The sequence below is a fragment of the Streptomyces sp. RLA131 genome (assembly GCF_056270125.1).
In genome coordinates, this window is record NZ_JBWDOQ010000002.1 from 3,369,792 (window position 1) to 3,389,751 (window position 19,960).

Genomic DNA, 19,960 nt, shown 5'->3' on the forward strand with positions numbered 1-19,960 from the left:
GGGGAGTCGGCGAGGGCAGGAGCGCGGGACATGGTGGACGTCCACGGAACGGTGGAGGACGGCTTCGAGCCGGTCCGGGATGCGTTCGTCAGGAATTTCGAGGCCCTGGGCGAGCGGGGCGCCGCCGTGACGGTCTACCGGGACGGCCGCGCGGTGGCCGACCTGTGGGCCGGGGTGAGCGACCCGGAGGGCACCCGGCCGTGGGAGCGGGACACCGCGCAGGTGGTCCGGTCGGCCACGAAAGGCGTGGCGGCGGCCTGTCTGCTGCTGCTGCACCAGCGTGGGCAGCTCGACCTGGACGCCCCGGTGGGCACGTACTGGCCCGAGTTCAAGGCGCACGGCAAGGACCGGGTCACCGTACGGGACGCGCTGGCGCACCGGGCGGCCGTGCCGGCGCTGGACCGTCCGCTGACGCCGGCCGAGGCGGTGGACGGCACCAGCGGTCCGCGGGCGCTGGCGGCGCAGGCCCCGCAGTGGGCGCCAGGGACGGACCACGGCTACCACGCGATGACGTACAGCTGGCTGGTCGGCGAGCTGGTGCTGCGGGCCACGGGCCGCACCCTCGGGCGGTACGTGGAGCAGGAGATCGCCCGTCCGCTCGGGCTGGACCTGTGGGTGGGCCTGCCCGCGGCGCAGGCCCACCGGGTGGGCCGGCTGGCCCCGGTGGAGCCGCCGGCCCCGGCCGCCGCGGGGCTGCGGGCCCGGCCCAGGCGCGCGGTCGCGGACGCCTGGGCGGATCCGGGCTCGCTGACCCGGCGGGCCTTCGGCGTCATCGACCCGCTGCCGGACGAGAACGACCCGGCGTACCGCGCGGCGGAGCTGGCCGCCTCCTCCGGTGTCGCGACGGCCCGTTCCCTGGCCCGGTTCTACGCGGCCCTGGTCGGCGACGTCGACCAGCGGGGCCACAAGCTCTTCGCCCCGGCGACCCTGACCGCCGCCCGTACTCTCGAATCGGACGGCCCGGACCGCGTGCTGATCGTCAACACCCGCTTCGGCCTGGGCTACATGCTGCACGGCCCCGCCTCGCCCTTCCTCGCCCCCGGCTCCTTCGGCCACCCGGGACGCGGCGGTTCCCTGGCCTTCGCCGACCCCGGCTCCGGGATCGGCTTCGGCTATGTCACCAACGGCATGCAGCGCAACGTCACGGCCGATCCCCGTGCCCAGTCGCTGGTCCGGGCGGTACGGGAGTGCCTCCGGTAGCCGGCGACGGACGGCGGCGCTCCGGGCCGCGCTCCAGGCGGCGCTCCGGGCCGCGCTCCGGGCCGCGCCGCGGCTGAAAAGTTGCCCGGGCACCGCGGGCCGCGAACCATGGGTGGAGTGAGCGACGGCGCGTACCTCCGGTTCCCGCACATCCACGGCGATCTGCTGTGCTTCGCCGCCGAGGACGACGTCTGGGTCGCCCCGCTCGGGCCGCCCGGCGCGTCTCCGGGGCGGGCCTGGCGGATCACGGCCGACCGGACCCGGGTGGGGCACCCCCGGTTCTCGCCGGACGGGACACGGATCGCGTTCACGAACTGGCGCAGCCTCGACCCGGAGATCCATCTCGCCCCGGTGGAGGGCGGGCCGGCGCGCCGGCTGACCTACTGGGGCAGCTTCGACACGCGGGTACGCGGCTGGACCCCGGACGGGCAGATCCTCGCCGTCTCCTCCCACGGCCAGCCCTTCTCGTACTTCTCCTGGGCCTACGACGTGCCGGTCGACGGCGGTCCCGGCGGGCGCCTGCCGTGGGGGCCGGTCACCGACATCGCCGTCCGGGACGTCGAGGGGGAGCACCGCACGCTCCTGCTCACCGGTACCCCGCCGCACGAGCCCGCCGCCTGGAAGCGCTACCGGGGCGGGGCCACCGGGCGGCTGTGGCTGCACGGCAAGCGAAGCGAGGTGGGGGTCGCCCCTCAGCCCGGCGGCTGGGAGGTGCCCCCACCGGGCGAAGCCTGCGGGCGGCTCGTGCCGGACCTGGGGGGCCATCTGGAGTCCCCGATGTTCGTCGGTGACCGGATCGCCTTCCTCTCCGACCACGAGGGCGTGGGGAACCTGTACTCCTGCCGCACCGACGGCACCGACCTGGCCCGCCACACCGACCACGGCGACTTCTACGCCCGCAGCGCCGCCACCGACGGCTCCCGTGTCGTCTACCAGTGCGCGGGCGGGCTGTGGCTGGTGGACGACCTCGCCGACCGGACCGCCGGGCCCCGCCGGCTCGACGTACGGCTGGGCGGCCCGCGGGCGGGGCGGCGTCCCTACCAGGTCCCGGCCGCCTCCCACCTGGACTCCGTCGCCTGCGACCGTACCGGCCGGGCCAGCGCCGTCTGCGTACGCGGCAGCCTCTACTGGCTCACCCACCGCGACGGCCCCGCCCGGACCATCGCCGACGAGCCCGGGGCGCGCGTCCGGCTCCCCGAGATGCTGGGCGAGACCGGGCGGATCGCCTTCGTCACGGACGCCGAGGGCGAGGACGCCATCGAGATCGCCGATCTGCCGGGGCGGGCGGCTCCCGCGCCGGCGGAGGCCCCCGAGCCCGCCCCGGCCGGCTCCGCCACCCGGCCGCCGTGCGGCAGCGGCGGGCGGCGCCTGGCGACCGGGCGGGTGGGCCGGGTCCACGAGCTGGTCTCCTCCCCGGACGGCGGGACGCTGGCGGTCGCCGCCGACGACGGGCGGCTGCTGCTGGTCGACACCGCCGTGGAGGACGGCACCGGCGAGGTCACCGAACTGACCCGGTCCGCCAACGGCCCGGTCCGTGACCTGGCGTTCTCCCCGGGCTCGGCGTGGCTGGCCTGGTCGCACCCGGGCATCGGCCGCTCGCTGCGCCAGATCAGGATCGCCAAGCTCGCGGACCGGACCGTCATCGACGTCACCAACGGCCGTTTCGAGGACGAGCAGCCCGTCTTCACCCGCGACGGCCGCTACCTCGCCTTCCTGTCCTGGCGCGGCTTCGACCCGGTCTACGACGTGCACACCGGCGACCTGTCCTTCCCGCTGGGCTGCCGCCCCTATCTCGTCCCGCTCAACTCGGCCACCCCGTCCCCCTTCGCGCTGCCCGTCGAGGGGCGCCCCGCCGTCGGCGGCATGGACCCGGTCGACGGCGGCAACGGGCCGGTCGCGGTGGAGGCGCAGGGCCTGCCGAGCCGGGTGACCCCGTTCCCGGTGCCGGCGTCGAAGTACAGCTCGCTGGAGCCCGTACGCGGTGGCCTGGCCTGGCTGCGCTGGCCGATCTCGGGGGCGCTCGGCGAGACCTTCACCAATCCCACCGACCCCTCGGCCCGGCCCACCCTGGAGTACTTCGACCTGGCCAAGTCCAAGCGGACCGAGCTGGTGCAGCACATGGACTGGTACCGGGTCAGCGGCGACGGCACCCGCCTGGTGGTGTACGACGAGGGCGAACTCACCGCGCTGCCCGCCAACGAGCTCGGCGACCGCGACTCGACGGTCTACATCGACATGCGCCGGATCCTGCACGACGCCGACCCGGCCGCCGAGTGGCGGCAGTCCTTCGACGAGGCCGGCCGCATCATCCGTGACTACTTCTGGGCCCCCGACATGTGCGGCATCGACTGGCCCGCCGTCCTGGACCAGTACCGCCCGCTCGTCGAACAGGTCGCCTCGCCCGACGAGTTCGCCGACCTGCTGCGCGAACTCCTCGGCGAACTCGGCACGTCGCACGCGTACGTCTCGCCGGCCCGCCGCAACGAGGGCCCGCCCCACTACCAGCGGCCCATCGGGCTGCTCGGCGCCAACTTCAGCCTCCGGGACGGCGCGTGGGTGCTCTCGCGGATCCTGCCCGGCGAGTCCTCCGACTCCAAGGCCCGTTCGCCGCTGGCCGGCACCGGCATCCGTGAGGGCGCCGCGCTGACCCATGTCGACGGCCGCCCCGTCGACCCGGTCGCCGGGCCCACGCCGCTGCTCGCCGCCGCCGGCGGCACGACCGTGGAGCTGACCTTCACCTCCCCGGACGGCAACGGCGGGCCCCCGCGCCGGGTCGCCGTCGTCCCCCTGATCGACGAACGGCCGCTGCGCTACCACGACTGGGTCGCCAAACGCCGCGAGGTCGTCCGCGAGATGAGCGGCGACCGGTGCGGCTACCTCCACATCCCCGACATGGGCGGCTCGGGCTGGGCTCAGTTCAACCGCGACCTGCGCATGGAGGTCGCCCTGCCCGCGCTGATCGTCGATGTACGCGGCAACGCCGGCGGCCACATCAGCGAACTGGTCGTCGAGAAGCTGACCCGCACCATCCTCGGCTGGGACCACACCCGCAACGCCGAGCCCGTCTCGTACGCGGGCAACGCCCCGCGCGGCCCGATCGTCGCCCTCTGCGACGAGGCGACCTCCAGCGACGGCGACATGATCACCGCGGCCTTCCGGCTGCTCGGCCTCGGGCCGGTCGTCGGCACCCGCACCTGGGGCGGGGTGGTCGGCATGACCGGCCGCCACAAGCTCGGCGACGGCACGGTGATCACGGTGCCGATGAACGCGGCCTGGTTCGACGCCTACGGCTGGTCCGTCGAGAACTACGGCGTCGAGCCCGACATCCCCTCCCTGCGCACCCCGCTGGACTGGGCCGAGGGCCGTCACATCGAGATGGACGTCGCCGTCCGTACCGCCCTCGACCTGCTGGAGAAGCACCCGGCCTCCACCCCGCCCGACCTGTCGGAACGCCCCGACCGGCGGCGGCCCCCGCTCCCCCCGAGGTCCTGAGCCCCCCGAGGTGCTGAGCGCGGCCGAGGTGCTGAGCGCGGCCGCGCTCAGCACGGCGGAAGGGGCGCGCCCCGTCGGGCGCGCCCCTTCGTCAGCCTGACGGCTCAGCTGTCCCAGCGGTCCTCGCCGGACACGCCCTCGTCGGGCATGTCCTTCTGCGACGACTTACGCCCGCGCTGCTGCTCGGACGGCCGACCGGAGCGCTGCGGGTCCTGCGGCCGCTGCGGGTCCTGCGGCATGACGCCCTGGTCCATGTCCATGTCGTCGAGGTCGCTCAGCGGGTCCTGCACGCCACGCCTCTGCTGCGCCTTCTTGGCGTGGTCGCCGGCGTTGCCCTTCATCGGGTCGTTCTTGCCCATGATCACTCCTTTGGGATGTGCGGGATGGGCCCCGACCAGAGTGACACGGCGTGGCCGCGCGCGCACTTTCTGCGACTACACGCAGCTCAGCGGCTTACGGAGGCGCTGTCTCCGCCGCCGCTACCGCCGGCGCGACTGCGCTCGTCCGCCTCACCGCCCCGTCCGACCAGTCCGCGCCGTACGCCGCCCGCGACGGCCACCCTCCGCTCCAGCCGCCGGACCTCCCGCTGCCCGAGCGCGCCGCCGATGATCCCGGGCAGATATCCCCGCACGGACTGCATGCCGCGCAGCCACCTCTGGGCGTAGACGTGCGCCGACCGCCGCTCCACACCGGCGGCGATCCGTTCGACGGCCGGGTCCAGCGGATACGTACGGTTCGCGGGCCACGGCAGCCGCCGCCGCGCCTCCCGCATGACGTCGTCCTCGTCGGCGCCTCGCACCATGTCGGTGTCGGTCCAACTGAGGTAGCCGACACCGACCTTGACGCCCTTGTGCCCGACCTCGGCCCGCAGGCAGTGGGCGAAGCTCTCGACGCCGGCCTTGCTCGCGCAGTACGCCGACATCATGGGCGCCGGGGCGATCGCGGCCAGCGAGGCGATCTGCAGCAGATAGCCCTTCGACTCCAGCAGCGCGGGCAGGAAGGCACGGGCGGTGGTGACACTGCCCAGCAGGTTGACCTGCACGACCCGTTCGAAGTCCCGGGCGTCGACCTCCAGGAAGGGGCCGCCGGTGGCGACTCCGGCGTTGGCGACGACCACGTCCACCGCCCCGAAGCGCTCGACGACCTCGCGGGCCACGCCCGCCATCGCCTCGTGGTCGGTGACATCGGCCGTCCAGTACGCCGCCTCCGGCCCGAGGCCCTCGGCCACCGCCTTCAGCTCGTCCGGCTCCAGCCCGACGAGGGCCAGCCGGGCGCCCCGGGCCGCGAGTTTGCGCGCCAGCAGCTCGCCGACACCACGGGCCGCGCCGGTCACCACGACGACCTGGCCCCGCAACGACGTACGGCTCATGCCGTGGTCTCCTCTGCTTCTGCTCCTGCTCCTGCTCCTGCTCCTGCTTCCGCTCCGGTCCCGGTTCCGGCGGACGCCAGGTGGTCCCGGACCAGGGCGCGGACGGCGCCGGCGACGGCGGCCGGGTCCTCGACGGGGGTCATGTGGCCCAGGCCCGGAAGTTCGGTCAGCCCGACGCAGTTGGCCAGCCGGGCCACCATGGCGTGGGAGTGGACGGGCGGGGTGAGCTTGTCGGCGCCGCCGACCAGGACGGCGGTGGGCGCCTGGATGGCCGCGATACCGGCGTCGAGGTTCAGCTCGGCCAGCACCCGGCCCCAGGCGGCCCGTGGCCGGCGCCCGCAGGCGTGCACGACCCGCGCGGTCGCGGCGACCTGCTCCCTGGTGGATCCGGGCGCCATCACGCCGTACTTCAGGGCGGCCCGGGTCAGCGCGGTCCGCGGCCCCAGCGGGGCCGTCGAGATCAGCAGGAACCGGTGGAAGGCCCGGCGCAGCCGCGCCGACCGCACCCCGGGCGGCAGTACGGCCGTCTCGGCGAGCAGCCTCCCGCTGCCGGTACTGACCAGCAGCACGGCCGCCGTCCGGGCCTGTACGCCGGGCCGGTCGCCGGCCGCCATCACCGTCATACCGCCCATGGAGTGCCCCACCAGCACGGCGCGTTCGTCCGCGGCCAGGAAGGCGTCGAGCACCGCCGCCAGGTCGTCGGCCAGCGCCTCGGTGCTGTATCCGCCCTTGCCGGGGGTGTCGCTGCCGCCGTGCCCGCGCTGGTCGTAGGCCACCACCCGGAAGTCCCCGGCCAGCCGGCGGATCACCGGGGCCCAGAAGAGCGTCCCGCAGGTCCAGCCGTGGATGAGCACCACGGCCGGCGCGCCGTGCGGGCCGTACTCCTCCACATGGATCCGGGTGCCGTCCGCCGAACGTACCGAGCCGGTACGGCGGGCCTCGGGAAGGTCGTACTCGCCGGCGGTCGTGGTGGCGGTCATGAGGCCACCTCCACCGGGGTCGCCGAAGTGCCGGCGGTCGTGGGTTCCTTGCGCAGCACCGCGTACTCCTCCAGTTTCAACCGCCGGGTCGCACGCCGGAATTGGGCCGTCGTGCCGGGCCAGGCGGTGGTGTTGCGGCCCTCGGAGTCCAGATACCAGCTCTTGCAGCCGCCGGTCGTCCACACCGTCCGCGCCATCCGGCGCCGCATCTCGGTGTTCCAGGACCGCACCGCCCCGGGCCTGGCGTCCAGGGCCGCCGCGCCCGTCTCGCCCAGGGCCCGCAGATACGCGGAGACGTAGTTCAGCGAGGACTCGATCATCAGGATCATCGAGCTGTTGCCCAGCCCGGTGTTGGGGCCGATGATCAGCAGCAGATTGGGGAAGCCGTCGACCGTGCAGCCACGCAGCGCGGCCATGCCGTCCTTCCAGTGCTCGGCCAGGGTGAGCCCGTCGGCGCCCACGACGCGGTCGCCGATCGGCATGTCCGTCACATGGAAGCCGGTGCCGAAGACGATCGCGTCGACCTCGCGTTCGGTGCCGTCGGCCATCACCAGGGTCGAGCCGCGCACCTCCTTGAGGCCGGAGGCGACCAGTTCGGTGTTGGGCCGGACGAGCGCCGGATAGTAGCTGTTGGACAGCAGGATCCGCTTGCACCCGATGGTGTAGTCGGGGGTGAGCTTCGCCCGCAGCTCCGGGTCCTTGACGGCCCGGCGGATGTTGTTCTTCGCGAGCTGCTCCACCGCCTTCATCAGCTTCGGCCGCTTGACGAACGCCCCGACCTGGAACTCCCGCACGAGCCAGAGCAGTCCGCGCCGCGCCCTGGCGGTCGCCGGGATCTGCCGGTGCAGCCACTGCTCGGCCCGGTTGATGCCCCGGTCCATACGCGGCATCACCCAGGGCGGGGTGCGCTGCACAACGGTCAGCGACTTCACCCGGGGCTGGATCGCCGGGACGATCTGGATCGCCGAAGCCCCGGTGCCGACGACCGCGACCCGCTTGCCGGCGAGGTCGTAGTCGTGGTCCCAGCGGGAGGAGTGGAAGACGGCACCGGGGAAGCCGTCCAGGCCCGGCGCGTCGGGCAGTTTCGGGTCCGACAGCGGGCCGGTGGCGGAGACGACGAGGTCGGCGGTCAGCTCGCCCTTCGTCGTACGCAGCCGCCAGTGCCGTGCCTCGTTGTCCCAGCGGGCTTCGAGGAGTTCGGAGCCGAAGCGGATGTGCGGCCGCAGCCCGAAGGTGTCGGTGACCCGCTCCAGGTACTCGCGGATGTGCGGCTGGCCCGAGAAGGCGCGCGGCCACTCGGCGTTCGGCGCGAAGGAGAAGGAGTACAGATGTGACGGCACGTCACAGGCGCAGCCGGGATAGCTGTTGTCCCGCCACGTCCCCCCGACGGACTCCGCCCGCTCCAGCACGACGAAGTCCGTCACGCCCTCACGCCGCAGGCGTACCGCCGCCCCGAGCCCTCCGAAGCCCGAACCGATCACCGCCACCCGCACATGCGTGCCGCCGCTGCGCTCAGCCATCCCGCCTCCGTCCCAACACCCCAACGATCGCGCCAGCAATCACTGGCATGGTTGGAGGGTAGGCCAATCCCGTTACCAGCGGTAGAGGGCTGTACCCGTCCTCGTCCTGGTGATCGCACGGCCCACGTAGGCTGCAGGCGTGGCGAAGGACGACAACGACGGAACGCACAACGACGGAACGCGGCAGCCGCCGGCAGGCGAATACCGCATGGACGAGCTGGCCCGGGCCGCCGGCGTACCCGTCCGCACGGTCCGCTTCTACCGCGAGCGCAAGCTCCTGCCGCCGCCCCGCCGGGAGGGCCGCATCGCCTGGTACAACGAGCACCACCTCGCCCGCCTCCGCACCATCACCGGCCTGCTCGACCGCGGGCACACCCTCGGCGGCATCGCCGAACTGCTGGCCGCCGCCGAGAGCGGCCGCGACGTCGCCGAGGTGCTGGGGCTGGACGCCGTCCTGGCCACCCCCTGGTCCGAGGAGAACCCCGTCCGGCTGCCCCCCGAGTCCCTCGCCGACTACTTCGCCGGCCAGGCCACCGCCGACAACCTCGCCACCGCCCTGGAGATCGGCTACATCGCGGTCGACGGCGACGACGTGGTCCATGTCAGCCGCCGCCTCCTCGAAGCGTCCTCCGCCCTCGTCGAGGAGGGCATCCCGCTCGCCGACGTACTGGCCGCCGGCCGCGACATGCGCGGCCGGCTCGACTCCCTGGCCGACCTGTTCGTCGAGCTGGCCCGCACCCACATCCGCAGCTTCCCCGAGGCCGAGGCGGGCCTCCAGGCCGGCGACCCCACGGCCCTGACCGACGCCATAGCCCGGCTCCGCCCGCTGGTGAAGAACATCGTCGAAGCGGAACTGGCGCTCGCCATGGACCGCCGTATGCGCCACGAACTCGACAAGGCGCTGCGCGAGCCCGGCGCTTGACCTGACCCTGCCGGTGATCTTGGTTCCTGGTGCGGCAGCGATCTCGCGCCGGGGACCGGGGACACCGATACGGCCGTCCGGTCCGCCTGGGCAAGAACCCCCCGGCCCGAGACCAGGACCAACACCACCGGCAACGACGCCGTCCGGCTGCTGGAGCACCTCCACCAAGCGTACGCAGGCGATCAGTTCATCCCGCCGACTGAGAACACGTCAGCCCTGCGCCTCGGCCACTGCCCTGCGGGCCGCCTGTAGGAAGATTGGCACAGCGCCCACATGGACCACGGCGACGTCCGTACCGAACACGAGCACCACAGGATGGCGTCGAAGCAATGAATATGAGGGGATCGGAGAGTGATGAACACTACTGGAGCGCAGGCCGACGGCGCGCGCGGGGGGTTCTCGGTGGACTCGACCGCCCCGGGCGCCGCACCGCGGGGACTCGACGCCTTCCGGAGCGGGTGGGAGGCGCAGATCGGCGACGATGTCTTCCAACTGCCGGCCTTCAGCCCGGACACGATCGGTGACTTCCGGGTCAAGGGCCGCGTGGCCAAGGTGCACGGCACGGCGATCGCCGATCTTCACGCCGCTTCGGCCACCCGGACCACGGACGCCCCGGGCGGCGATCAGGATCTGGTGGAAATGTACGTGGTGCGGCGCGGCGCATGGACTTTGGGCGGCCCGCCCGATCGCGGCGAACAGACCGTATCGGCCGGGCAGTTCCTCCTCCGGCACGCCGGGCGCCAGTCGGCCTTCGAGACGACGGCGCACCTCACGGCGCAGTTCTTCGTCCTGCCCTCCGCGGAGCTCAAACCCCTGCTCGGGAACCGGACCCTCACAGGGTCGGCGGACTCGGCCGAGATACGCCTGCTGACGGCCCTCACGGACATGATCCACTTAACCGTGGCCGACCTCGGCCCGGCCGGTGTGGAAGCCACCCACGGCGCCCTGATCGAGCTGGCCAAGGCGGTGGCGAAGGGCCGGTTCGACGACGTGGAACCCCGGCTGGCTCCCGCGCTCACCCAGGCGGCCAAGGACCTCGCGAACCGCAGGCTCGCTGATCCCGAACTTTCTCCTGCGATGCTCGCGCGTGAGCTCAACGTCTCCGTCCGTACCCTGCACCGGGCATTCGCCGCGGTGGGAGAGCAGGTGACCACCTACATCCGCCACCGGCGACTGCAAGAGGCCCGGCTCGCCCTCACCGCGCCGTCAGGTCGCCTGAGCATCTCGGAACTCGCCGCACACTGGCAGTTCGCGGACAGCAGCCACTTCACCCGGACCTTCAAGAAGCACTACGGTCAGACTCCCACCGCGTACGCCCGCTCGACCGGAGCAGCCTCGCTCTCGCCGAACCGCCACCCGCCGGGCCAGGGGCCGGCCGAAAGCGCGTGACCAGGGGTACGACCGCAGTCCAGCGGATGCCGCCTACGCGGCGTTTGACCGCGGCGGGATGCTGTCGACGAGGGCGCGGGGTCTCATTGGGGTCTCGCTCACGCGAGGCCCCACGACGGGATCAGACGGTGAGGACGAGATTGCCCTGGAGGTGACCGCCGTCGAGCAGCCGGTGCGCGTCCGCGACGCGCTCGAACGGGAACGTCTCCTGCACGTGGACCCGGAGCTTGCCCTGTTCGACGAGTTCGACGAGACCTCGCAGGGCGACCGGATCGGGGTCGACCGCGATGCCGCTGAACCGCATGCCGGCCGCCTCGTACTTGGCGATGAGCTTCGAATCCTCCTCGGCGACCGCCGTCACCAGGTGACCGCCTGGCCGGAGCACTTCGAGCGACCGCTCGACGGTGTCGCCGCCGATCGTGTCGAGCACGACGTCGATGTCGCGGACCGCCTCGGTGAAGTCGACCGCCGTGTAGTCGATCACCTCGTCGGCGCCGAACCCCTCGACGAACTTCCGCTTGCTCCCGCCGGCGGTCGCGATCACGTGCGCGCCGAGCGCTTTCGCGATCTGGATCGCGACGTGGCCGACCCCGCCACCACCGCCGTGGACCAGGACGCGGTCGCCCTCGGTCACGCCGCCGAGGTCGACGAGGCCCTGCCACGCCGTCAGCCCCACGACCGGCAGTGCCGACGCCTCGACGTGCGAGAGCGACACCGGCTTGCGTACCAGGTGCAACGCCGGCGCCGACACGACCTCGGCGTACGCGTTCGCCGCCCGCGGGAACAGCGGCATCCCGAACACCTCGTCGCCGGGGCTGAACCGCCACGTCTGCGACGCCTCCTCGACCACGCCGCTGATGTCCCAGCCGAGGATGAACGGCGGCCGGCCGATCAGCGGGAACTCACCGGCGCGCAGGCGCGCATCCAGCGGGTTCAGCCCGATCGCCTTGACGCGGACGAGAACCTCGGTCGGGAGGGGCCGGGGCTCGGGCGCGTCCACGACGGTGAGCACCTCGGGACCGCCGAGCGACTGCTGGGTGATGACTCGCATGACTCTCCTGGCTTTGGAAGGGGGGAGAGAACCCAGGCTAGGTTTCCGATAGGAACCAGCAGGTACCTTTGGCGCCATGAGCGGTTTCGGTCCCGGTGATCCCTTCCTCGCCGACTGTCCGGCGCGTCTGGCCGTCGAGCTCATCGCCGACAAGTGGACGGCGGTCGTGCTCTACGGCCTCAGCAAGGGCCCGGTGCGCCATGGCGAGCTGATCGAGCTGATCGGCGGCATCTCCCGCAAGATGCTCACCCAGACGCTCCGACGGCTCCAGGCGCACGGACTCATCCGCCGCCACGCCTACGCCGAGGTGCCGCCCCGCGTCGAGTACGAACTCACCCCGCTCGGGGCGACGCTGATCGATCCGATCCACATGCTGACCGAGTGGGCGAGGGCGAACGGCGACGCAGTGCTCGATGCGCTCGACGCCGATCCCGAGCCGGTCGCCCATAACGACTGAGGCCCCCGCCAGGGCACTGAGTGTTTTCTCGGTCGCTACCCGGTATCGGCCCGGCCATGCTCGGTCCGCAGGCTCTCGACGCGTTGGACGCTCTGCCACATCGGGGTGGTGGCTCCTGGCGCGCCCTTCCGCGTTCTCACGGCGGGCCGACCTGCTGACGGATCGTAGGCGGGGGCCGGTCGCGGGCGCAGCCGAACCCGGCATCCCGCCGGAGCCGGACCTGCCCGATGATCTACGCCGTGGTCATCGGCCGCCGACCGGCACGAGTACCCGACTCGCCATCCACACCAGACCCGTGACCTGCGACTTCAGGATGCCGGCAGCTGGTCGAAGACTTCGACCAGCTGCCGGCGGTCCGGGCGTCGGGGATGAGCGCGTTGTGGAAGCGCCGTGGGCGCTGCCGAAGGCTCAGTCGATCAGTTCGGCGGCCCGTTCGGCGATGGCGTAGACGGTCGCGTTGGTGTTGGCCGAGGGGATGGACGGCATCACCGAGGCATCCGCGACCCGCAGTCCGGCTATTCCGTGCACGCGAAGGTTCGCGGGGTCGACGACGGCATCGGCGTCGGTTCCCATGCGGCAGGTGCCGGTGAAGTGGAAGTAGGGGCCGGTGGCCTTGCGGATGAACTCGTCCACGGATTCGCCGCTTGTCCCGGAGCCCGGCACCGCTTCCTGCTTGCGCCAGTCGGCGAACGCGTCGGCCTCCCCGATGCGGCGTGCCAGGGCCAGGCCCTTGCGCATGACCTCCAGGTCACGGTCGTCGCTCAGGTAGCCGGGGTCGACGACGGGAGCGCTCCCGGGATCGGCGTCCGCCAGGCGCACGGTGCCACTGCTGTGCGGAGCCATCGCGGAGAAGGCGATGGAGTAGCCGTTGGCCGGCGGCTGGCCCCATGCCGACGGGAGCGGTGCCGCGACGATGTAGACCTGAAGGTCCGGCCGGGCCGCGTCGGGGTCGCTGTACAGCAGGCCCATCATTTCGGCCGGCGGGTTGGCAGGAACGAACGGTACGGGCTGGATGGCCTCGTACACCACGCCCGCCATCGGATGGTCCTGCAGATGGGAGCCGACTCCCGGCAGGTCGGCGACGACGTCGATGCCGTGTTCCTCAAGGTGTTGTGCCGGGCCGATCCCCGACAGCATCAGGAGGTGTGCGGAACCGATGGCTCCCGCGGTCAGTACCACCTCGGCGCTGTCGACGGACAGGTGCTCCCCACCGATGGTGTACTCGACGCCGGTGCAGCGGCCCGCGGTGGTGCGCAGCCGCTGCACGGTCGCGTCCGTGACGACGTCCAGGTTCGGCCGGTCGAGGAACGGACGGATGTAGGCGTCGGCCGCGCTCTGGCGGGCGCCGCCGGGCAGATTCATGTCACTCCACCCGAACCCGGTCTCCAGCCCGCTGCCGATGTCATCGGCGCGTGCGAACCCGGCCTCCACCGCGGCGTCGACACCCGCCGTGGCCAGGGGATGGGGTTCCGGGACCGGGGCCACCACGACCGGGCCGTCCGTGCCCCGCACGGAGGCATCACGGCTGCGAGTGCTCTCGCTGCGGCGGAAATAGGGCAGCAGATCGTCGAAACCCCAGCCCGCAGCACCGAGGCCGGGCCATTCGTCGTAACCGGAGCGGTGCCCCCGCAGGTGGTAGAGGCCGTTGATGCTCGACGATCCTCCGAGCGCCTTGCCGCGCAGCACGTCAGCGGCCCTGCCTGTACCGGCCTGCACGGTCGAGGCGCCCAGCCAGAGGGATGACGGGTCGAACCCCAGGAAGCCCCAGGGAGCTGCCATCGTCTCGGTCGCGTCCCGGGCTCCCGCCTCCAGCAGCAGCACCCGCACGCCGGGGCGTTCCGAAAGCCGGGAGGCAATCACGCATCCCGCTGTCCCCGCTCCCACCACGACATAGTCATAAGGACTCTTGCCCATCATGTCTCCGCTTTCCACGGCAGCCTTGTCCGACCACCGGATTTCAGATAATCAGCTCCTCGACGATCAAGGAGCTGATTATGCTTATGTACTAAAAGGGCCTGAAGTTGGGATGGTTGTCTTCGCGTCAGCCCTGCGGGTCGCCCAGCCGCGTCCGGGCTCGGCGCGCAGGAGGCGTGGAACCGGCTGATCAGCAGCGAGCGGGCTCCGGTGGAGCACGGTTGTCCGACTGGAGGCCCGCCACGCGCCCCTGCTGGTGTGGGCGTTGCTGGTGCTGACGGACACCGAGGTGACCCGGTGGTGAGCGATCACCTTGATCCGGCGGGCCTGGGGACGCCCGATCCGCACACTGCCGATCACCCCGTTGGGGATGTCCATCTCGGCGCCGGTGCCTGCGATGACGGCCACGCGGCCGGAATTCTCTTGGTTCACGAGTTTCTCGTCTTTGGTGTGTACCCGTCCAGGAACAGCCCGGGTGTTCCCTCTGCCGTCGAAGCTTAGGAAAACCGACACAGCACGCACTTGAACCACCGCGACGTCCGTTCGGAACCTGAGCGCCACAGGACAACGCGGGCAGGGTGGCGAGAGCGCCGGCGTCGCACAGCACCGCGGCAGACTGCTCGTACGCGCCGGCCAAGTTCTTGCCCTGCCACCGCGTCAACCTGGGCCGGCTCTTCCAGAGCCTCATCCGGACGGACGTGCGGGCGGGCGGGGCGCGCCCGTGGGGGTGAGGGTGGACGCATGGCCGACCTGCCGTCCCGCCCTCCGTACGGTGTCTACGGGATCCACCTGGCCCGGAGCACGTACTGGCTGTTCGCCGCGGCCCTGATCACCGCCGCGCCGGCGGCGGCACTCGGCCTGGGCCTGTCCCGGCAGACCGCCGGCAACGCGGTGGGCCTGGCCGCCCTCTGCTGCGGAATGCTGGTCTGGCCGGCCAGGAAGGCCGCCGCCCAGCTCGGCCCGGCCGGGCCGCTGCGGCTGGCGCAGGCCGGCCTGGGGGTGTTCGTCGTGGGCGCCCTGCTGGCCGCCGTCGCCCCGGACGGGGCGACGCTGCTGGCCGGGCGGGCGCTGCAGGGCGTGTCGGGGGCGATGGTGCTCCCGTACGCGGCGCTGCCGGGCCTGCCCGCGCTGGCGGGCCTGCCGGGCCTGCCCGCGCCCGCGCTGCCCGCGCTGCCCGCGCTGTTCACGATCTGGGCCGTCGCCGCCCCGGCGGCCGTACTGCTGGGCGGGCTGCTGACCTCGGCGCTGGGCTGGCAGTGGGTGTTCTGGCTGTCGCTGCCGGTCGCGGTGGCGGCGCTCGCCGCGATCACCCTGGACCCGGCGTCCGGGACCCCACCGGACGGGCGGGCCATACGCAACGAGCACTACACGCCCCTGGTCCTGCTCGTCCCGGGTCTGCTCGCCGCCTACGCCGTCCTGACCCAGGGCAGTGCCTGGCACTGGGGTTCCGCCCGCACCCTCGTGCTGATCGCGGTCGCCGTCTTCGCGCTCGCCCTGTTCGCCCGCTGGGAGCGCGAGCACGCCGAGGACCCCCAGCTGGACCTCTCGCCCCGCCCCGCCGCCGTCTTCCTGCTGCACTTCGCGGTCGTCGCCGCGCTCTATGTACTGCTCGGCTATCTCCAGGCCCCGCGCGACGGACACGGCCTCCCCGCGCTCACCGCCGCCCTGTTCGGCCTCCCGCTCGCCGCCGGCGCGTACGCGGCCCGCGCCGCCCGCTTCCCGGCCGCCGTGCCGCCCATGGCCGGCGCCGCCCTGGCCGCGCTCGGCCTGGTGCTCACCGCCCTGACCGGGCTCGGCCCGGCCGCGTACTACCCGCTGGTCCTGATCGGCACGGCCCTGACCGGCGCCGGGCTGGCCCTGGGCGTACCGGCCGGGGACCCGCATCCGGCCGCCGGCCGGCTCGGGGCGGCGGCCGGGATCGCGGTCGCCGTCGCGGTCACCACCACGATCCTCGCCCCGGACCCCACCGCCCTGGGCCGTGCCACCGCCTGCGCCCTGCTGGTGTGCGCCGCTTTCGCGGCCCTGTCCGTGTTCACCGCCGTGCACGCGACGCACACGGCCGACGGGGGGAGCGACCCCGCATGACCACAGTCACGAAGCCGAACCCGAACCCGCCGGCCACGCCCCCGTCCCTCACCCGCCGCCAGACCAACATCGTCTTCGTCACGATCGTCCTGGGCATGCTGCTGGCCGCCCTGGACCAGACCATCGTCTCCACCGCCCTGCCGACGATCGTCGCCGACCTCGGCGGCGCCGGGCACATGGCCTGGGTGGTCACCGCGTATCTGCTCGCCGAGACCGTCTCGACCGTCCTGGTCGGCAAGTTCGGCGACCTCTTCGGCCGCAAGATCGTCTTCCAGCTCAGCGCCGTGGTCTTCATCGTCGGCTCGGTCATCGCGGGCGCCTCCAACAGCATGCTCGTACTGATCGTGGCCCGTGCCGTGCAGGGCCTCGGCGGCGGCGGTCTCATGGTCACCGCGATGGCGCTGATCGCCGACGTCATCCCGCTGCGCGAACGCGGCAAGTACCAGGGCGCGCTGGGTGCCGTCTTCGGCGTCACGACCGTCGTCGGCCCCACCCTGGGCGGGCTGTTCACCGACCACGCCACCTGGCGCTGGTGCTTCTACGTCAACGTGCCCATCGCCATCGTCATGGTCGCGATGGCCGCCCGTACGATCCCCTCCGTCAAGGCCGCCGTGAAGCCGCTGATCGACTACGCGGGCATCGTCCTGGTCGCGCTGGGGGCCTCCGGGCTCGTCCTCGCCCTGGAGTGGGGCGGTAACGAGTACGCCTGGGGATCGGCCGTCATCATCGGCCTGTTCGCCGTCTCGGTCGCGCTGCTGGTCGCCTTCGTCCTGGTGGAACTGCGGGCCGCCGAACCGATGCTGCCGATGCACCTGTTCCGCAACCCGGTCTTCAGCGTCTGCTCGGCCCTCTCCTTCATCGTGGGCTTCGCGATGCTCGGCGCGATCACGTATCTGCCCACGTACCTCCAGTTCGTCGACGGGGTCTCCGCCACCGCCTCCGGCCTCCGTACCCTGCCGTTGATGGCCGGCCTCCTCGGCACCTCCATCCTGTCCGGCGTCGTCGTCAGCCGCACCGGCCGCTACAAGGTCTTCCCCATCGTGGGCACCGCCGTCATGGCCCTCGGGCTCTACCTGATGTCGACCATGAACCGTTCGTCGGGCGTGTGGCTGGAGTCCCTCTACATGTTCGTCCTCGGCCTCGGCATCGGCCTCGCCATGCAGGTCCTGACCATCGCCGTCCAGAACACCGTCTCGTACGCCGAACTCGGCTCCGCCACCTCCGGGGTGACCTTCTTCCGCACCCTCGGCAGCGCCTTCGGCACCGCCATCTTCGGCACCCTGTACAACAACCGGCTCGGCCCCAACCTGGAACACGCCCTGGCCCAGGTACCCGGCGTCCCCGCCACCGCCGCCGAATCCCCCGCCGCCCTCCGGCAACTCCCCGCGGCCCAGGCGGCGCCCATCATCGACGCCTACGCCGACACCATCAACCACGTCTTCCAGTGGGTCGTCCCGGTGGCCGTCGTCGGCTTCGTCATCGCCTGGTTCCTCAAGGAGGTCCCGCTGCGCGACTCCGCCCGTGCCGGGGCCGCCGACATGGGCGAGGGCTTCGCCGCCCCCGACTCCCCCGACGCCGTCAAGCAGCTCGAACGCGCCATCGCCGGCGTCATGCGCCACGCCAAGGCCGACGCCCCCGTCTCCGGCCAGATCCTCGCCGACTCCGGCTCCCTCCTCAGCCCCGCCCAGGCCTGGGCCCTCGGCCAGATCCACTGGCGCACCCGGCTCCAGGGCGGCGCCTCGCTCCCCGACATCGCCGTCGCCCACCGCATGCCCCCCGAGGTCCTGCACCCCGTCTTCGCCGACACCGCCGCCGCCGGCTACTCCACCCTCTCCCCCAGCGGCGACCACCTCGACCTCACCCCCTCCGGCCAGGCCGAACTCAACCACCTCCACGCCGCCTGGGCCCGCTGGCTCGACTCCCGCCTCGACGACTGGACGGTGACGGACCCCGCCGACCGCGCGCTGCTCGACCGGGCCATCAACAACATCGCCGCGAAGCTCCTGGAGGAGGAGCAGACCAACCGCGAGCGCACGGCGGTGTGATCACACCGGTCACGGGCGCCGACCCCTGCGGTCGGCAACTTCCCTGACGGCATGGGTCTTTGTGGGGACCATCGCATAGAGTGACCGGAGCCGCACACCCTGATCCGGAAGGACAGCCGCGATGGCCGAAGGCATACAGGGCACCGACGACGCCGGGATTCCCGGGGTCGACCCGACCAGGCCGAGCATCGCACGCACCTACGACTACCTGCTGGGCGGCAAGGACAACTACGCCGTCGACCGGGCGCTGGCGGACCACTTCATCAAGGACCTGCCGGGCTCGCGGGCCATCGCCTTCGACAACCGCGCCGTTCTGGTCCGCGCCGTGCGCGAGATCGTGGTCAACACCCCGGTGCGGCAGTTCATCGACCTCGGCAGCGGCCTGCCCACCTCGGACAACGTCCACCAGGTCGCCCAGCGCCACGCGCCCGACGCCAAGGTGGTGTACGTCGACAACGACCCCGTCGTCCTCGCCCACGGCCGCGCCCTGCTCGCCGAGAACGAGAACACGACCGTCTTCCAGGCCGATCTGCGCGACCCCAAGGCCATATACGACAGCCCGGACACCCGGGCGCTCATCGACTTCGACCAGCCGGTCGCCATCATCCTCAGCGCGATCCTGCACCACCTCAACGACGACGAGGACCCGGCCGCCCTCGTGCGCTTCTGGTACAACCGCGTCCCGTCCGGCAGTTACGTCTTCATCAGCCACTTCCGCAGCGAGAACGACCCCCGCAGCGCCCATATGCAGGAGCTGCTGCAGGCCTCCCTCGGCCGTGGCCGCTGGCGCACCGACGAGGAGATCCTCGCCCTCTTCGGCGACGGCCTCGACGTCCTGCCCCCGGGCATCGTGCCCGCCGCGGAGTGGCGTCCCGCCGGCCAACCCCACGAACTCACCGTCTGGGAACGCCTGATCGCCGCCGGCCTGGCCGTCAAGCCGTAGGGCCCGCGTCACGCCGCGAGGCGCAGAATCACCCACACCCGTTTGCCGTCCGCCACCAGCTCGGTGCCCCAGCGGTGCGCGAGGCCGCCGACCAGCAGCATCCCGCGCCCGTTCTCCGCGTACGGACACGGCGGCACCACGCCGGGCCGGAGCGGCGAACGGTCGCTGACGGCCGCCCGCACGCCGCCCTCCGGCAGCCGTTCCAGGGTGAGTTCGCACTCCGGGGACTCCACATGCCGGTGGACATTGGCCAGTATCTCCGTCACGCACAGCTCGGCGGCCTCGGCCAGCCCCTCGCTCCCCCAGGCCCGGAGCTGCGTACGCACCTCCCGCCGCACGCCCGCGAACTCCTTCGGGTCGGCGGTCAGCCGCCGCGTGTACCGCTCGGGTGGGATCTCCTTCTGCATACCCATACGGTCCCGGGTCGGAGCCGGGGCGGCCAGCACCGGCCTGACCACACGTCAGTCTGTGCACGGCACCCCAGCCCGCTGTGAACACCCTGTGCCCGGCGGGAGTTCGGCTGTGCCGGCCCCGGACCGGCGCGCGCCGACGCCCGGCGTGGTCACCCTGGGCCCCCACGGGGCAGCGGAGTT

Annotated in this window: 15 protein-coding genes; 8 read left to right on the forward strand and 7 right to left on the reverse strand. The window is 72.6% G+C overall.

Going from position 1 to position 19,960, the window contains the following annotated elements:
• Positions 1–33: 33 nt before the first annotated feature.
• Positions 34–1,200 (forward strand): serine hydrolase domain-containing protein, encoded by a 1,167-nt coding sequence (locus tag RWE79_RS16180; RefSeq protein ID WP_475945852.1) that lies wholly within the window; start codon positions 34–36, stop codon positions 1,198–1,200.
• A gap of 108 nt (positions 1,201–1,308) precedes the next feature.
• Positions 1,309–4,692: a S41 family peptidase gene (locus tag RWE79_RS16185; protein WP_475940778.1), complete on the forward strand. Its 3,384-nt coding sequence runs from the start codon at positions 1,309–1,311 to the stop codon at positions 4,690–4,692.
• A 104-nt stretch (positions 4,693–4,796) separates the two neighbouring features.
• Here the strand turns inward: RWE79_RS16185 and RWE79_RS16190 are convergent, their stop codons facing one another.
• From RWE79_RS16190 to RWE79_RS16205, 4 genes are all read right to left on the reverse strand, one after another.
• Positions 4,797–5,051 carry a hypothetical protein gene (locus tag RWE79_RS16190; protein WP_475940779.1) on the reverse strand — a complete coding sequence of 85 codons (255 nt, stop codon included), beginning with the start codon at positions 5,049–5,051 and terminating at the stop codon, positions 4,797–4,799.
• Positions 5,052–5,137: 86 nt separating this feature from the next.
• Positions 5,138–6,061, reverse strand: a complete 924-nt coding sequence (locus RWE79_RS16195) for an SDR family oxidoreductase (RefSeq protein WP_475940780.1) — start codon at positions 6,059–6,061, stop codon at positions 5,138–5,140.
• A complete protein-coding gene (locus tag RWE79_RS16200) occupies positions 6,058–7,041 on the reverse strand; it encodes an alpha/beta fold hydrolase (protein ID WP_475940781.1) in 984 nt (327 codons plus the stop codon). Before RWE79_RS16200 ends, RWE79_RS16195 begins: the two co-directional genes overlap by 4 nt.
• Positions 7,038–8,561, reverse strand: coding sequence for a flavin-containing monooxygenase (locus tag RWE79_RS16205; RefSeq protein ID WP_475940782.1), 1,524 nt, complete (start codon positions 8,559–8,561; stop codon positions 7,038–7,040). The genes RWE79_RS16200 and RWE79_RS16205 overlap by 4 nt, the downstream gene beginning before the upstream one ends.
• A gap of 208 nt (positions 8,562–8,769) precedes the next feature.
• Between RWE79_RS16205 and RWE79_RS16210 the strand changes: the two genes are divergently transcribed.
• Together RWE79_RS16210 and RWE79_RS16215 are read left to right on the forward strand one after the other, a co-directional pair.
• Positions 8,770–9,483 (forward strand): MerR family transcriptional regulator, encoded by a 714-nt coding sequence (locus RWE79_RS16210; protein ID WP_475945854.1) that lies wholly within the window; start codon positions 8,770–8,772, stop codon positions 9,481–9,483.
• Between the two features lie 354 nt (positions 9,484–9,837).
• On the forward strand, positions 9,838–10,872 hold the full coding sequence (locus RWE79_RS16215; RefSeq protein ID WP_475940783.1) for a helix-turn-helix domain-containing protein: 1,035 nt from the start codon (positions 9,838–9,840) through the stop codon (positions 10,870–10,872).
• A 121-nt stretch (positions 10,873–10,993) separates the two neighbouring features.
• Here the strand turns inward: RWE79_RS16215 and RWE79_RS16220 are convergent, their stop codons facing one another.
• Positions 10,994–11,923, reverse strand: a complete 930-nt coding sequence (locus RWE79_RS16220) for an NADP-dependent oxidoreductase (RefSeq protein WP_475940784.1) — start codon at positions 11,921–11,923, stop codon at positions 10,994–10,996.
• Positions 11,924–11,999: 76 nt separating this feature from the next.
• On the opposite strand from RWE79_RS16220, the gene RWE79_RS16225 reads away from it, so the two are divergent.
• The gene (locus RWE79_RS16225) at positions 12,000–12,380 is read left to right on the forward strand and encodes a winged helix-turn-helix transcriptional regulator (RefSeq protein ID WP_475940785.1); all 381 of its coding nucleotides are present in this window, start codon (positions 12,000–12,002) and stop codon (positions 12,378–12,380) included.
• 408 nt (positions 12,381–12,788) lie between these two features.
• Here the strand turns inward: RWE79_RS16225 and RWE79_RS16230 are convergent, their stop codons facing one another.
• The gene (locus RWE79_RS16230; protein WP_475940786.1) at positions 12,789–14,294 is read right to left on the reverse strand and encodes a GMC family oxidoreductase; all 1,506 of its coding nucleotides are present in this window, start codon (positions 14,292–14,294) and stop codon (positions 12,789–12,791) included.
• Positions 14,295–15,035: 741 nt separating this feature from the next.
• Here RWE79_RS16230 and RWE79_RS16235 point away from each other — a divergent pair.
• From RWE79_RS16235 to RWE79_RS16245, 3 genes are all read left to right on the forward strand, one after another.
• Entirely contained in the window at positions 15,036–16,379 is a 1,344-nt protein-coding gene (locus RWE79_RS16235; RefSeq protein WP_475940787.1) for a hypothetical protein, read from the forward strand.
• Positions 16,376–18,424 carry an MDR family MFS transporter gene (locus RWE79_RS16240; protein WP_475940788.1) on the forward strand — a complete coding sequence of 683 codons (2,049 nt, stop codon included), beginning with the start codon at positions 16,376–16,378 and terminating at the stop codon, positions 18,422–18,424. The genes RWE79_RS16235 and RWE79_RS16240 overlap by 4 nt, the downstream gene beginning before the upstream one ends.
• Before the next feature lie 121 nt (positions 18,425–18,545).
• Positions 18,546–19,367, forward strand: coding sequence for an SAM-dependent methyltransferase (locus tag RWE79_RS16245; RefSeq protein ID WP_475940789.1), 822 nt, complete (start codon positions 18,546–18,548; stop codon positions 19,365–19,367).
• 8 nt (positions 19,368–19,375) lie between these two features.
• Here the strand turns inward: RWE79_RS16245 and RWE79_RS16250 are convergent, their stop codons facing one another.
• Positions 19,376–19,774 (reverse strand): ATP-binding protein, encoded by a 399-nt coding sequence (locus RWE79_RS16250; protein ID WP_475940790.1) that lies wholly within the window; start codon positions 19,772–19,774, stop codon positions 19,376–19,378.
• Between the last annotated feature and the right edge of the window lie 186 nt (positions 19,775–19,960).